14 protein-coding genes are annotated in these 13,756 nt (G+C 55.2%); 10 read left to right on the forward strand and 4 right to left on the reverse strand.

Annotated elements, in window-relative coordinates:
- The first annotated feature begins 31 nt into the window (after window positions 1-31).
- The 4 genes from SIB88_RS00980 (at window position 32) to SIB88_RS00995 (ending at window position 4,646) form a co-directional block, all read left to right on the forward strand.
- Window positions 32-904, forward strand: a complete 873-nt coding sequence (locus tag SIB88_RS00980; RefSeq protein ID WP_412559099.1) for a fumarylacetoacetate hydrolase family protein — start codon at window positions 32-34, stop codon at window positions 902-904.
- 110 nt (window positions 905-1,014) lie between these two features.
- Window positions 1,015-1,974: a TAXI family TRAP transporter solute-binding subunit gene (locus SIB88_RS00985; protein WP_412559100.1), complete on the forward strand. Its 960-nt coding sequence runs from the start codon at window positions 1,015-1,017 to the stop codon at window positions 1,972-1,974.
- Window positions 1,975-2,047: 73 nt separating this feature from the next.
- Window positions 2,048-3,970 (forward strand): TRAP transporter permease, encoded by a 1,923-nt coding sequence (locus SIB88_RS00990; protein ID WP_412559101.1) that lies wholly within the window; start codon window positions 2,048-2,050, stop codon window positions 3,968-3,970.
- A 211-nt stretch (window positions 3,971-4,181) separates the two neighbouring features.
- Window positions 4,182-4,646, forward strand: coding sequence for a YtoQ family protein (locus SIB88_RS00995; RefSeq protein WP_206926380.1), 465 nt, complete (start codon window positions 4,182-4,184; stop codon window positions 4,644-4,646).
- Window positions 4,647-4,704: 58 nt separating this feature from the next.
- On the opposite strand, the gene SIB88_RS01000 is transcribed toward SIB88_RS00995, so the two are convergent.
- A complete protein-coding gene (locus SIB88_RS01000) occupies window positions 4,705-5,679 on the reverse strand; it encodes a methyltransferase domain-containing protein (protein WP_412559102.1) in 975 nt (324 codons plus the stop codon).
- Window positions 5,676-5,933 carry a hypothetical protein gene (locus tag SIB88_RS01005; protein WP_412559103.1) on the reverse strand — a complete coding sequence of 86 codons (258 nt, stop codon included), beginning with the start codon at window positions 5,931-5,933 and terminating at the stop codon, window positions 5,676-5,678. The genes SIB88_RS01000 and SIB88_RS01005 overlap by 4 nt, the downstream gene beginning before the upstream one ends.
- A 184-nt stretch (window positions 5,934-6,117) precedes the next feature.
- Between SIB88_RS01005 and SIB88_RS01010 the strand changes: the two genes are divergently transcribed.
- The 6 genes from SIB88_RS01010 (at window position 6,118) to SIB88_RS01035 (ending at window position 10,954) form a co-directional block, all read left to right on the forward strand.
- Window positions 6,118-6,552: a YeeE/YedE family protein gene (locus tag SIB88_RS01010; protein WP_286889722.1), complete on the forward strand. Its 435-nt coding sequence runs from the start codon at window positions 6,118-6,120 to the stop codon at window positions 6,550-6,552.
- Window positions 6,549-6,977 (forward strand): DUF6691 family protein, encoded by a 429-nt coding sequence (locus tag SIB88_RS01015; protein WP_412559104.1) that lies wholly within the window; start codon window positions 6,549-6,551, stop codon window positions 6,975-6,977. The genes SIB88_RS01010 and SIB88_RS01015 overlap by 4 nt, the downstream gene beginning before the upstream one ends.
- 316 nt (window positions 6,978-7,293) lie before the next feature.
- Complete coding sequence (locus SIB88_RS01020) at window positions 7,294-8,019, forward strand: glutamine amidotransferase-related protein (RefSeq protein WP_114112213.1); 726 nt, start codon at window positions 7,294-7,296, stop codon at window positions 8,017-8,019.
- 280 nt (window positions 8,020-8,299) lie between these two features.
- Window positions 8,300-9,934: an adenylate/guanylate cyclase domain-containing protein gene (locus SIB88_RS01025; RefSeq protein ID WP_228194977.1), complete on the forward strand. Its 1,635-nt coding sequence runs from the start codon at window positions 8,300-8,302 to the stop codon at window positions 9,932-9,934.
- Window positions 9,935-10,173: 239 nt separating this feature from the next.
- Window positions 10,174-10,671, forward strand: coding sequence for an Hsp20 family protein (locus SIB88_RS01030; RefSeq protein ID WP_101246825.1), 498 nt, complete (start codon window positions 10,174-10,176; stop codon window positions 10,669-10,671).
- A 16-nt stretch (window positions 10,672-10,687) separates the two neighbouring features.
- A complete protein-coding gene (locus SIB88_RS01035; RefSeq protein WP_101246824.1) occupies window positions 10,688-10,954 on the forward strand; it encodes a DUF1150 family protein in 267 nt (88 codons plus the stop codon).
- A 310-nt stretch (window positions 10,955-11,264) separates the two neighbouring features.
- Here SIB88_RS01035 and SIB88_RS01040 read toward each other — a convergent pair whose 3' ends face one another.
- Both SIB88_RS01040 and SIB88_RS01045 read right to left on the reverse strand, forming a co-directional pair.
- Window positions 11,265-12,017: an MBL fold metallo-hydrolase gene (locus tag SIB88_RS01040; protein WP_101247041.1), complete on the reverse strand. Its 753-nt coding sequence runs from the start codon at window positions 12,015-12,017 to the stop codon at window positions 11,265-11,267.
- A 193-nt stretch (window positions 12,018-12,210) separates the two neighbouring features.
- On the reverse strand, window positions 12,211-13,704 hold the full coding sequence (locus SIB88_RS01045; protein ID WP_101246823.1) for a methyl-accepting chemotaxis protein: 1,494 nt from the start codon (window positions 13,702-13,704) through the stop codon (window positions 12,211-12,213).
- Between the last annotated feature and the right edge of the window lie 52 nt (window positions 13,705-13,756).

The raw sequence follows: 13,756 nt of genomic DNA on the forward strand, positions 1-13,756 counted from the left end.
TTAATTGGTATATTAATTTTGGAGATTTGGCTTGAAGATTGCAACGTTCAGGACAAATGGTGCAGTTGGCGTTGGCGAGATTCTTGAAGATCGCGGTGTCATTGTACCGTTCGACATTCCCGCCCAGGACGCCGCCCGCGGTGTGCTTAGCCTGATTGGTCAGGACACATTGCCCGGCCGCAAAGAGCCTGTATCTCTTTCGGATGTGACCTTGCTGGCACCGGTCCCGCGCCCGGTACGCAACATTTTCTGTGTTGGTAAAAACTACATGGAACATGCGCACGAATTTTCCAAAAGCGGCTTTGATTCAAGTGCCGCAGCCGGGGCCGTGCCGAAAAACCCCATCATCTTTTCAAAAGTGCCCGAAACCGTCGTCGCACATGAAAGTGATGTTCTGATCGATAGCAAGGCAAGCCAGGCTGTCGATTACGAGGCGGAGCTTGCCGTGATTATCGGCAAGGGCGGCCGGGCGATTTCGGCCGAGGATGCCTATGACCATGTGTGGGGTTACACCATCGTCAATGATGTCACCGCCCGTGACTTGCAGGGCAAATACAGCCAGTGGCTGATTGGCAAATCGCAAGACACGTTCTGTCCGATGGGGCCATGGGCCGTGACCCGGGATTCACTTGATATTTCCGACACCGCAATCCGTTGTCATGTGAATGACGAATTGCGCCAGGAATCGAACACGTCGCTTCTGATCTTCGATATCCCGACCATTATCGCAACCATTTCTGCCGGTGTCACACTGATGCCCGGCGATGTGATTGCCACCGGCACCCCGGCAGGGGTCGGGATCGGCTTTGAACCACCGCGTTATCTCAAACCCGGGGACAATGTCAGCATCGAGATCGAAGGCATTGGCACCTTGCGCAACAATTTCCGCGCAATCGGGGGCTGATCAACAGTTTCGGGACGGCCACGGCCGTCCCGTTCGGCGCTTCATGCACCGGCACCGGGCTACGACAAAAACAACATAAGCCCAAAACTCTTATAAATCGGGAGGAACATATGTTTCAGAGACTGGCAAATACATTGGCCCTGACCACTTTGGGCACTTTGATTGCAACAACCGCGATTGCACAGAACAAGACCGACATTGCCTGGGGCGGGTCAAACCCCGGTGGTGTGATGTATTACATGGTCGGTGTTGCTGGCACCGAACTTGGCAAGGATTTGCCCGATGTCAACATTACCCAGGTCACGACCGGCGGTTCGACGGAAAATGCCAAACGCCTGATCAAGGGCGAGCTTGATATGGGGATCGTTTACGGATCGCATGTCTATATGTCGCTTCAGCAAACCGGCCCGTTCGCCAATGACGACAAAGGCACGATGCTGCGCGGTGTTGCGATGGCCTATGAAGGGCCGACCTATTTCGTGACCCTTGAAGGTAACGACATCAAATCGCTTTCCGATCTTGCCGACAAGAAGGTTGCACTGGGTCCCCCCGGTTCGGGCACGGTGTTTAACTGCTCGAACATTCTGGGATCACTTGGTCTGCTTGAAGAAATCGAACCCCAGATGATGACATTTGGCGATGCCGGCCGTGCGCTTGCCAATGGTCAGATCGACGCATTCTGCCAGTCATCGGCCCCGGCGGCGGCCGTGACCGAACTTGCCGAAACCAATGATGTTGTCGTCGTGCCCTATAGCGACGAGGAACTGGGCAAGATCAACACCAAATATCCGTTCTATCATACCGGCACCATGCCAGACACGACCTATAAGGGCGTTCCGGCAACCGATATGCCCTATACCACCGTGTATTGGGTGGCCCATGAACGGGTGAATGATGATGTCATGAAGCGCATGCTGGCTGCTGCCTATGCAAAACAGGATGCACTGGCCGCAGGTCACAAAGCCTGGTCGCAGATGAAACCCGACACCAAAAACTTCCTTGGACTTGGCGCACCGATGCATCCGGGTGCCGAGGTCTATTACCGCGAAACCGGCCAATGGGCTGAATAACCTGTTGGCGTGAAATCTGCCCGGTATTGTGCCGGGCAGATCTGTTTTGTCTTGAAGTGGATTGCGGGACCAAATGACAGATACATCCTGGCTTATGCGGGTCGAGGGGGCGAAACGCACCCTGAACGGTTCTCAGGCGCTGGTTTTCAACCTTGTTGCGGCTGGCTTTGCCGGCTTTTATCTTTACACATCCGGATTTGGTCTTGTTTCGACCCAAAGCAACCGGGGCATCTATCTGATGCTGACCTCGGTTCTGGTTTTCATGCTGTTTCCGGCCACACGCAAATCCCCGACCGACCGGTTCAGTCTTTTTGATATCGGGTTTGTGGTTCTGACGGTTGCGGTATTCGGTTACTGGATTGACCAGTATGTCAGTTACGCGATGTTCCGGGTTTCATCGCCCAACCAGACCGATCTGATCATGGGGTCGCTGGCGATCGTGATCCTGCTTGAAACCAGCCGCCGTGCCCTTGGTCCGGTGATTTCGCTGATTGCCATCGCCTTTTTGCTTCAGCTTTTTTACGGGCAGTATCTTCCGGGGCGTCTGTCGCATCCGGGCATGTCGATCGAGCGCATTCTTGAATTCACCTACTCAACACAGGAAGCGATTTTCGGGGTGGTGACCGCGACCTTTGCGACCTTTGTGTTTCCCTTCATGATTTTTGGTGCCTTTCTCGAACGCAGCGGTGCGGGCAAGTTCTTTATGGATCTTGGCACCGCGGTTGCTGGGCGCTGGCGCGGGGGACCGGCCAAGATTGCCGTCATGACCTCGGCACTTTTCGGATCGATTTCGGGGTCCTCGGTTGCCAATGTGGTGACGACCGGGTCCTTTACCATTCCGCTGATGAAGCGCACCGGGTTCAAATCCCATGATGCCGGTGCGATCGAAGCCATTGCCTCGACCGGGGGCCAGTTCATGCCGCCGGTCATGGGGGCAGGTGTGTTTATCCTCGCGACCCTGACCGAGACCAGCTACCTGACCATTGCGCTGATGAATGTCATTCCGGCGTTGGTGTTCTTTATCTTTTTGCTATCGATGGTCGATCTTGAAGCCGCGCGGCTTGGACTTCGGGGCATTCCACGTGAAGAAACGCCGCGTGTACGCGATGTCATGGCAAAGGGCTGGCATTTCTTTATGCCACTTGTGATTGTCATAGGCCTTCTGTTTGCCGGATTTTCCGCAGAATTCTGCGCATTTTGGGGAACGGTATCAGCCGCAGCCCTTTCATGGCGGAACCGCGAAACCCGCATGGGGCCCAAAGCCATCATCCAGGGCCTTATTGGCGGGGCGCAAAGCAACAGCTCGGCCGGGGCAGCGATCGGGACGCTGGGCATCATCATTGGCGGGATTGTTCTTGGCGGGCTTGGCCTTAAATTCTCGTCAGTTCTCATCGATTTTTCGGGTGGGAACCTGTTTATCGCGGTCTGTCTGGTGACCCTGGTATCGATCATTATCGGTATGGGGTCTTCGACTACCGGATCCTATATCATCCTGTCGGTTGTGGCTGCGCCGGCCCTTATTCAGCTCGGTGTTCCGACGGTTGCCGCCCATCTCGCGGTGTTTTATGCGGCATGCCTGTCAAATATCACGCCACCGGTTTGCGTTGCGGCCTTTGCCGGGGCGGCCATCGCCAAGGCCCCGCCCATGCGCACCGGGTTCTCGGCCCTTAAATACGGGGCAACCATCGTTATCATGCCGTTCAGCTTTGCCTATGTACCCGAACTGCTTTTGATCGGGGAATGGCCGGACATTGTTTACAGCAGTCTGCTTTACATGACCGGGGCCATCATGATGGCCATCGCCATTCAGGGCATTGCACCGATTGGTCCGCGTCTTTCGATGCCCAACCGGATATTGTTCGGCGTTTCCGCCGCCCTTCTGGTCTTTCCGGCCAATCTGTGGATCGATGTTGCCGGCATCGCGCTGATGGGTTCGGCAATCCTGATGGCGTGGTTCATGGCCACGCGGCAAAATAACCGGGCGGTCCCGCACTAAGGCCGCCCCTGTCAGAACGGTGATCACATCCGGATGCTGATGGCATCCCCTTCGCGCCCAACCACGTTGATCACCATCCTGATCCACAAAACCCGTTGCCAAAGGCGGCGGGTTTTGGTGTTTGTGGACCAGCTTGTTGCACTAACATGCAAAATCGAACAATCCGTATGGGCCATTGAACCCATCACCATGATCAAACAGGGATAGAAACATGAGTAAGGTCTGGACCGTCTATTTGTCGGGTGAAATTCATAGCGACTGGCGCGAACGCATCGCCGCCGGGGTCAAGGAAGCAGGCCTTCCAGTCGAACTGGTCGCCCCGATCACCATGCATGAAGATTCCGATGATTGCGGTGTTGCCATTTTCGGAGCCGAGGAAAACAAGTTCTGGCATGACCGCAAGGGCGCGCAACTTAACGCCATGCGGACCAAAACCCTGCTGTCAGGGGCCGATCTTGCGGTTATCCGCTTTGGCGAGAAATACAAGCAGTGGAATGCCGCCTTTGATGCCGGCTATGCCGCCGCACTTGGCATTCCCTATATCACCCTGCATCCCGCCGAACATGACCACGCATTGAAAGAAGTTGACGGTGCCGCCAACGGCGTTGCCCGCGAACCCGAACAGGTAGTTGCCGCACTGGCCTATATCATCCGTGGTGACATGCCGAAGGGCTAGAACCGACGACAATGAGAACCGGTGACAACAGGACCGGGTCAGTTTTTGCACAGCGATCTTAATGCAAAGTCTGACCCGATGCCTGATCCGGGTCGCCCGGTGCTACCAGATTGCTGGTGACAAAGGCAAAATCGCTGATGGCACGGGCCACCAGAATGCGGCCTTCGACCGGGGTTCCTTTTTCCTGTCGCAGGGTGCCCAGCGCGTCGGAGACGATTTCAAAGCCGCATTCTTCCATCCATTCGGCGATTGCGCGCTGATGGTGGCGGAAACGTTGGCCCGGGCCGAGATCGAACGGAAAGACATTGCCATGTTCGAGGGTCAGGACCATCAAGCCGCCCGGTTTCATCCGGGCGTGGGCCGCGCGCAGCGCCGGGGCAAGATCGCCAAGATAATTCAGAACATCCGCGGCAACCACAAGCCCGTAGCCGGATCCCAGATCGTCAGGCATATCGGTGATATCGCCCGCCACCAGCGTGCGATAGATGCCCTTGGCCCGGGCGCGGTTGATCATGCGCGGCGACAGGTCGATCCCGTCAATCGCGTCATATTGACCGGCAAAAACTTCACCAACCAGTCCAGTACCACATCCAAGATCAAGAATTTCAAGCGGACGATCCAGGCTTGGCAGAAACGGTCGAACGGCCTCCGACAGAAGTTCCGGCCCGCGATAGGCCAGCCGATCGCGCAGGCTGATTTCAAAACGCGGCGCATAATCATCAAAGAGCGCGCGCACGTAATCTGGTGGCAACCGGTCGCGCATTGCAGCCGCCCCAAGCAGCGTCAGGCGCACTTCGGCCCCCATACGGTCGGACGGATCAAGAACCAGATATTGACGAAATGCTTCGACGGCATTGTCGTTTTCACCGGCCCGTTCATAGATATCGCCCAGGGTAAAATGGGCCTCGTCCCATTCGGGATCGGCAGAAAGGGCCGCACGCGCAACATCAATTGCCGCGACATAATCACCCTGCGCTACCAGCGCCAGCGCAACATCAAGTCGCCGACTGGCCGACAGACGATCCTTGCTCATTTAAGTTTTGAATATCCGAAAAACGGGTTGGCAGGAACAGCCGGAACCACAACCAAAGATGCTGCTATATCTTCCGGAATTGCGATTTTGGCAAGATAGATAAATTCATTTAATTTCAATGTATTAATCGGGATCACCATTTTTGTATCAGGACAAATGATCCGTTCCGGCCGCCGGGCAGCGAATCCGTGCTGCGGACTGGCCCGAATTTGACCGCTGATCGGGCCATCATCAGTCCCGGCAAGATGGGGCAAAGAGACACCGGTTCGTAAAACAGCCCACCTGTTTGAAATCTTGGAGTAATGGTCAGGTAACGCGTACTGGCGTGGGCGCGGATCGGTAAAATCCTATTTTACAGCGAACAAATGTCGATTTTGATTGATAAAATCAATTTATTATCATATTTGAATGTAAAGTCTTTTTATAACGGGAAGTCTGATGGAAAACTTTACCCCTGTCTCGGCCCTTCTGGGTGGCGGACTTATCGGTTTGGCATCGGGGCTGTATCTTTTGCTGAACGGCCGGATCGCCGGGATCAGCGGCATTGTCGGTGGTCTTTTGTCATCGTCAAAGGGCAGCACATCGGCATTTGAACGTCTGGCCTTTGTCATTGGCCTGATTGCCGGGCCGCTGGTTCTGATGACCGGTACGTCGATCGAAGCACAAAGCGTTGTCACAAGCCCGCTTCCGGTGATTGTGATTGCCGGTCTTCTGGTGGGTGTCGGCACCACCATCGGCAGCGGCTGCACCAGTGGCCACGGCATTTGCGGACTGTCGCGGTTTTCGTTGCGGTCGCTGGTCGCGACCCTGTCCTTTATGGCGGCCGGGTTTGTGACGGTGCTGGTTACCCGCCATCTGATCGGGGGTGCATGATGCGCATTATCGTATCGCTGATCTGTGGCACGCTGTTTGGAGCCGGGCTTTATATTTCGGGCATGATCGACCCGCAAAAGGTGCTTGGTTTCCTTGATATCTGGGCGATTACCGATGGTGGCTGGGACCCGAGCCTTGCCTTTGTCATGGGTGGTGGCCTTGTGGTTGCTGTGCCGATTTTCCAGTTTGCCAAATCGCGATCAGATGCGGTTTGTGGTGGTGGAATGGATCTTCCAAGCAACAAGAATGTCACGACCAAACTGATTGTCGGCGGGCTTATGTTCGGAACCGGCTGGGGTCTGGTGGGTTATTGCCCCGGTCCGGCCCTTAGCGCGCTGGCCTTTGGACAAATGGACACCATCATCTTTGTCGCCACCATGCTTGCCGGCATGGCCGGTGCCCGGGCATTGCGCCTGAACAGCTGATGTTTGATGGATAAATCCCCGTGTTAGCTCCCCGGGGGATGATCTGCTGATGACGCGGCCCTCCCGCAGCGGCGTGATCGCAGACCGTGCAACCGCCCGTGCAATTTGCCGGGCGGTTTCGCATTTCTGGCGAAAATTCACCTAAATTCTCGCAGCACCAGACTTGTTTTTGGCGCTAAAATCCCATAACTGACCCTAGAGCCTGCTCTGTTTAGCCTGAAGCGATTTTGTTCGTGTTTGGCGATGTTTGGCAAAGTGGTTCAAGCTAAGCAGAACAGGCCCCGGCGCCACTTTGAAGTCTATGTAAGGTTTCCGCATGAAGATCGGCATTCTTGAACCCGGGTTCGCCCCGGAAGAACTTCGCGACGAGTTTAAAAGTTATCCCAAGATGTTGGAAAAACTCCTTGGCGATGTTGACCCCGGCCTTGAGTTTGAAACCTGGACCGTTCTTGAAGACGAATTCCCAGATTCCATTGCCGATGCAGATGGCTGGGTCGTCATGGGATCCAAACACGGGGTTTACGAAAACGCGCCCTGGATGATCCGCCTGCAGGACTTCCTGCGCGAAGCCGTGGGTGCCGGTCAGCCGGTATTTGGCATCTGTTTCGGGCACCAGATCCTGGCGACAGCGCTTGGCGGCAAGGTTGTCAAATCCGACAAGGGCTGGGGCGTTGGCGTCCATGCATATGACGTCGATGCCAGCAATGCAGACTGGCTGGCTGACAGCCCGTCCACCATTCGCATCAATGCGTTTCATCAGGACCAGGTGGTCGAAATTCCCGAAGGCGCAACCGTATGGGCGAGTTCGGATTTCTGCCCCTATGCCGGTTTGCAATATGGCGCCAATGCCGCATCGATCCAGCCCCATCCGGAATTCATGCGCCCCTATGAGCAGGCGTTGCTGGAATCACGCCATGACCTGATTCCCGAAGATGTGCACAAGGCAGCAATGAAATCGCTTGAAACCCCGATCAGCAGTCCTGATTTCGCAAAATCGATTGTGAAATTCATGACCCGCCAACGGGTGCGCAACGCCGCCTGACATCCCAACCGGTCAGACAACTGAACTTCAGTCACGGGTCGCTGTTTGATACAGCGGCCCGTTTTGTTTGGGCGGTTTTGCCGGGCCTTTGGCGCGGACGCGCCGGATCACTATTTCAGGCAGGATTACAGACATAACTTGTTTATGATTGGACTTCATACTGTCAGGGTTGTTTGGTTAAAACCGTAAACCAAAAGACCGACACAGCATTTGCAACCAGAGTTTGGGCAACCGGCGGGACACAATGATCCAGAATTTGCGATTATATTCAGGGCTGACAATGTTCGCCTATGTCCTGACCCATCTGCTTAATCATGCCGCGGGGATTGTATCGCCCGAATTCATGGAAACGGTTGATGAATTCTCGACCGAGATCTGGCAATTCCCGCCACTTGAAATCCTGCTTTTGCTGTCGCTGATCACCCATTTCATCCTGGCGACCGGCCGCCTGACCAGTCGCCGGTCAATGCGGTTGCGCAAATCGGAATGGGCCCAGATGATCCTTGGTCTGTGCATTCCGTTTTTGCTGTTCCGTCACATTATTGCGACCCGGGTGATTGATCTGGGCTTTGATGTCGGATCACCATATGAACGGGTGTTGCTTGATCTTGCTGTTTTCATTCCGTTTCAGGGCATCCTTCAGGCAATCACGGTCATTGTAGTCTGGACCCATGGCTGTATCGGTATTCATTTCTGGCTTCGGGTCAAACCGTTCTATCCGAAATGGCGCAACGCGCTTGGCACACTTGCCATTCTGATCCCCACACTGTCGCTTGCGGGTTATGGTGCGGCCAGTGCCGAAATCATCCGCCGGGTCGAAGAAGGCGGGCGCAAATATGTTTTTGGCGTACTCGAAGCCGCCGACGTCAATCAGGCGGCCATTACATTTTATGAAAATGCCCTGATACCCTGCACGATCCTGACCATCGCGCTGGCACTGGCACCGTTCGGGGTGCGCCAGATCAGACAGACCATTGACCGGGTCAAGCGCGGACCGATGTTAAGCCTGCCCAACGGGCGGTCGGTGCGCGTGCCACCTGGGGCGACCGCACTTGAAGCCCTTCGCGATGCGGGCATCCCGATGGCATCGGTTTGTGGCGGGCATGGGCGATGCACCACATGTCGGCTGCATTGCGGTTCGGGACTGGATCAGCTGGCAGCACCCGGCCAGATCGAGGCCGCCGCCCTTAAAAGCATCCAGGCGCCACGCGGCATGCGGCTGGCCTGTCAGATCCGTCCGCAAAACGATCTTGCGGTTGCGCCATTGATGCCCCCCAACGCCACCGCACGCGACGGGCGACGCCCCGGCGGCCTTTCGGGCAGTGAAAGACAGGTTGTCTGTATCTTTATCGACCTGCGCGATTCGACCAAACTTGGCGAACGCAAGATGCCCTATGACGTGTTGTTCATCCTCAACCAGTTTTTTGCCGAAATGACCGAGGCCCTGCGCAGTACGGGCGGCTATTACGCGCAATTTACCGGTGACGGATTGATGGCGCTTTATGGACATGAAAGCGAGGATACAGAACAAACCATCCTTCAGGCGTTTGAAGGTGCCGCCGAAATGCTGCGCCGGATCGAGGGGCTGAACATTCATCTGGCGTCGGAATTGCCCCATCAGTTGCGCATCGGGATCGGCATCCATATGGGCAAGGCAATTGTCGGGGAAATGGGCCCGCCGGGCCGCGAAAATATCAGCGCGATCGGGGACACCATCAATACCACCGCCCGGCTTGAAGCCCAGACCAAGGGGCATGGTGTGCCGCTGGTGATTTCAAAGACCCTGTTTGATCATGGCCCGATTCCCTTGCCGGAAAATGCGGTTTTGCACGAAGTGGCATTGCGCGGAAAGGATCAGTCGGTGGCCTACTATGCGCTTGATGCAATGCCTGATCTTTCACAGGTCAGGCGGTGACTCCTTTCTTTCCTGCCAAAGCAGCCTGTGGGCTTCCTGTGTATAAGTTTTGGCGGGCTTGACAGGGGATGCAATGCAGCAGGCAAGTCTTGACTATCGCGCATAAAATCACATTTATTCGAATAGATGGATACGTTCGGTGCCGAACTCGTCGGGTCGAACAAAATGGATGCCCGAAACGCCAAAAGCGTGGGGTCTGAAGATTAATCACACTCGCTCTGACTGAGGAGGTGCTGCAAATGTCACGAATTTCTATGTTTAACAGCCCGTTGCTTCTGGGGTTTGATCAGATCGAACGCGTTCTTGATCAGGTGTCAAAAACCAAGGCAGAAGGCTATCCGCCCTATAACATCGAGCAGATCGGTGAAAACAAGCTGCGCATCACGGTCGCAGTCGCCGGATTTGCCGAAGAAGATTTGTCCGTAACCACAGAAGACAACCAGCTGATCATTCGCGGCAAACATTCCGAAGATGACAGCGAGCGTGTCTATATCCATCGTGGTATCGCGTCCCGACAGTTCCAGCGGTCCTTCGTTCTTGCCGAAGGAATCGAGGTTGTCGGAGCCCATCTGGATAACGGCCTGCTTCATGTTGATTTGAACAGACCCTTGCCAGAACCGGTCGTGCGCGAAATCGCAATCGGATCAAGCAAAAAGAAAGCTGTTCCATCGCGTACCATCGACATGAATGTCGAAGACGAAGACAGCACTGCCGACGATAATAACGGCAAGGCCTAACCAAGGAGTGGTTAACATGACAGACCGCACAGCAAACCACGATACCGAAATCAGCCAGCGCGACGCGCAGGATACCGGCCTGTTGTCGAATGTTGATTTTGCGATGCTTGGCATTCACGACTTTGCCTATGTCCGGCAGGTTCCCAATGCCGAAGAAGACAGTGACGAGCTGGTCTATGGCGTCTTTACCGCCGATGGTACCCATATCGCATCCTTTGAAAGCCACGCAGTGGCCAATGCGGCCATTCGCCAGCACGATATGGAACCGCGCGCGGTTCATTAAGCCCGGACCATCAGGACCGGCTACGCATATATTCCCATTTTCCGATTTGATCGGCGCCCGGACCCCCGGGTGCCGATCATTTTGTTTGGGCCAACGCCCAAAGAGAAGGCGGGATTTACGCGGTGCAGGGCATCGTTCAAGCGGTGTAACGCCGCAAAACATCGCCAAACCGAACCCTGCGGGCCGGCAGATTCTTTTGCCGCGCGGCGTCAAGGATCTTGACCGTAGCACCGCATCGCACGGCGATCCTTTCCTTGCAGGACAGAAGAATGCGCCCAGCAAACCCGTTTCAATCTAGACGAAAACGGCTCTAGCGAATTTCAATGACTTCGCCCGGCACAGCCATCCTGACCTGTTCATTGCCCTGAATGATCTTGGCCATTTCTGCACGGACATCGCGTTTGATGTGATAAAGCCAGAACCGCGCACCGGGCATGTCCGATGCCAGTTGCAGCACGGTTTCCAGATCACAATGCGCGGCATGTTGCGGATCGTGGCGGGTCAGATAGGTTTCCTGAAACACAAGATCCGCACCGGTAAACAGGGCCGCGGTATCGGCGGTGACATTGCCATCCCCGGAATAGGCAAACCCCTTATTGGCGTAGCGCAGCAAAATGGCATGGTTCTGGACGCTATGATCGGAACGGGCGAATTTGCAGTCAAACGGACCGATCATGTCGGTATCAAGAATCGAGTGCCAGATAATCGTAAAGGGCCAGGCCGATCCCAGTCCGGTAAATCCGAGCTCCATCAGTTTTTCAAGATGGGTGCGCAATTGCGGACTGCACAGGATATGCAGCGGTTTCGAACGACCATCATCGCGCCAGTTCAGCATGACCGGCACCAGTCCGAAAATGTGATCGGGATGCATATGGGTAAAATAGATGGCATCAATCGCATCAGGATCGGGAAACTTGCCCATCAGATGCCCAGCAATCGTTGCGCCGCAATCAATCAGCAAACGGAAATCGGCGGCGGTAACCACGACCGATGAATTTGCGAAGTTCGGGTCAAAGGCCTCGCCCACCCCCAGAACATCAATGCGCATGTAATCGCTTGTCATTGCCGTGACCGCCCCGCCTGTCTGTTCCACACAGCTTGCCAATTTCAGGCGGCTATTCTTGCGATTTTGCGCCCTGCAAAGCAAGTTGTTCCGGATTTAGCCCGATCGGCACTGGCAAATTGTCACAGAACTGCAAAGGCAGGGCACATTGGCCCTGCCTTTGATAAGGATTTGATATCAAATCGTATTTCAGTTATCGCGCCAGAACTTCGGCTGCTTCGCGGGTTTTGTAGACCGAGGATGCCACTTCGTCGCTGGTGGCACGGATCACTTCGAGATCACGGCTGAGACCTTCGACCGTGTGGGCCATATCCCGCATATTGACGCTGACATTATCGGTAACGGCGGTCTGTTCGGCCACCGCGGAAGAAATGTTTGTCACATCGTTGCGCACGGTTTCGACCGATCCGCGGATGACTTCAAGCGCGTGGGCAACCTCGGCGGAAATTGACTGGATGCCGGTAATTTCCTGGGAGATATCCTCGGTCGCGCGCGCGGCCTGATTGGCAAGGTTTTTGACCTCGTTGGCGACCACGGCAAAGCCTTTGCCCGCTTCGCCGGCACGCGCACTTTCGATGGTGGCGTTCAATGCCAGCAGGTTGATCTGTCCGGCAATATTGCGAATGACTTCGACGATGCTGCCCATTTCATCAACCACACCTGTCATGCGCTGAGTCATTTCATTGGCGGTTTCGGTCTGATCAAAGGCGCGTTCGGTTTCCGACTGCGATTGCGACATGCTGCGCGAAATTTCGGAAATCGATGCCGCCATCTGTTCGGCGCTGGCGGCGACCGTTTTGGTGAGTTCAAGGGTGTTGGCAGAAACATCAACACCGTTTGCCGTACGCTGATTAAGGTTGGCGATGTTGGTTTCAATCTCGGCAAAGTTGCCATCGATCATCTGTTTGAGGTTAAGCAGAAGTTTGGTCTGTTCGGTGATGTCGGTGGCGAATTTGATCACCTTGATCGGTTTTCCGACCGCGTCCAGAACCGGATTGTAGCTTGCCTCGATCCAGATTTCGCGACCGCCCTTGCCGACGCGTTTGAACTGGCCGGCCTGGAATTTGCCCTGATTAAGGTTCTGCCAGAAGGCCTTGTATTCGGACGATTTGCCATAGTCGCCTTCGACAAACATCGAGTGATGCTTGCCGCGGATTTCATCCATGCTGTAGCCCATCACCGTCAGGAAGTTTTCATTGGCCTTGAGAATATGTCCCTGAAGGTCAAACTCGATCACGGCCTGGGATGCGCTGATGGCTTCGAACACGCTTTGCAAAAGCGCACGTTCGTTACGGCGTTCGGTAATGTCGCTGGCAAATTTGACGATCTTGAGGACCTTGCCCTTATCGTCAAAGATCGGATTATAGGTCGATTCAAGCCACAGAAGCTGACCGTCCTTGCGTTTGCGCGGGAAGGCGCCGCTGGCAAATTCGCCCGCGCCAAGTTTTTTCCAGAACCCCTGATATTCGGCAGAGCGCACGATTTCTTCGGGCACGAACATGGAGTGATGCTGACCAACGATTTCTTCGAGCGAGTAGCCCATCACATTCTGAAAATTGTCATTGGCCCACAGGATGTTTCCCTTTGCATCGAATTCAATGCGCGCCATCGAGCGACTCAGTGCTGCCGAGACCTGTTCCTCGGCCAATGCATGCTTGTTGTCACCTTTGAAGATACCGAAACCCACTTTACACGTCCTTCCGCTCTGCCCAGGCGCATGTCCTGGGCCCCTCTTGCCC

Source organism: Thalassospira sp. MIT121401 (genome assembly GCF_047125595.1).
GTDB lineage: Bacteria > Pseudomonadota > Alphaproteobacteria > Rhodospirillales > Thalassospiraceae > Thalassospira > Thalassospira povalilytica.

What these genes read in the sequence shown, in the direction of transcription:
- SIB88_RS01035 (WP_101246824.1), top strand. Translation starts at nt 10,688, where the DNA reads ATGACAGACCGCACAGCAAACCACGATACCGAAATCAGCCAGCGCGAC.
- SIB88_RS01040 (WP_101247041.1), bottom strand. Translation starts at nt 12,017, where the DNA reads ATGACAAGCGATTACATGCGCATTGATGTTCTGGGGGTGGGCGAGGCC.
- SIB88_RS01010 (WP_286889722.1), top strand. Translation starts at nt 6,118, where the DNA reads ATGGAAAACTTTACCCCTGTCTCGGCCCTTCTGGGTGGCGGACTTATC.
- SIB88_RS01030 (WP_101246825.1), top strand. Translation starts at nt 10,174, where the DNA reads ATGTCACGAATTTCTATGTTTAACAGCCCGTTGCTTCTGGGGTTTGAT.
- SIB88_RS01020 (WP_114112213.1), top strand. Translation starts at nt 7,294, where the DNA reads ATGAAGATCGGCATTCTTGAACCCGGGTTCGCCCCGGAAGAACTTCGC.
- SIB88_RS01000 (WP_412559102.1), bottom strand. Translation starts at nt 5,679, where the DNA reads ATGAGCAAGGATCGTCTGTCGGCCAGTCGGCGACTTGATGTTGCGCTG.
- SIB88_RS01015 (WP_412559104.1), top strand. Translation starts at nt 6,549, where the DNA reads ATGATGCGCATTATCGTATCGCTGATCTGTGGCACGCTGTTTGGAGCC.
- SIB88_RS00995 (WP_206926380.1), top strand. Translation starts at nt 4,182, where the DNA reads ATGAGTAAGGTCTGGACCGTCTATTTGTCGGGTGAAATTCATAGCGAC.
- SIB88_RS01025 (WP_228194977.1), top strand. Translation starts at nt 8,300, where the DNA reads ATGTTCGCCTATGTCCTGACCCATCTGCTTAATCATGCCGCGGGGATT.
- SIB88_RS00990 (WP_412559101.1), top strand. Translation starts at nt 2,048, where the DNA reads ATGACAGATACATCCTGGCTTATGCGGGTCGAGGGGGCGAAACGCACC.
- SIB88_RS00985 (WP_412559100.1), top strand. Translation starts at nt 1,015, where the DNA reads ATGTTTCAGAGACTGGCAAATACATTGGCCCTGACCACTTTGGGCACT.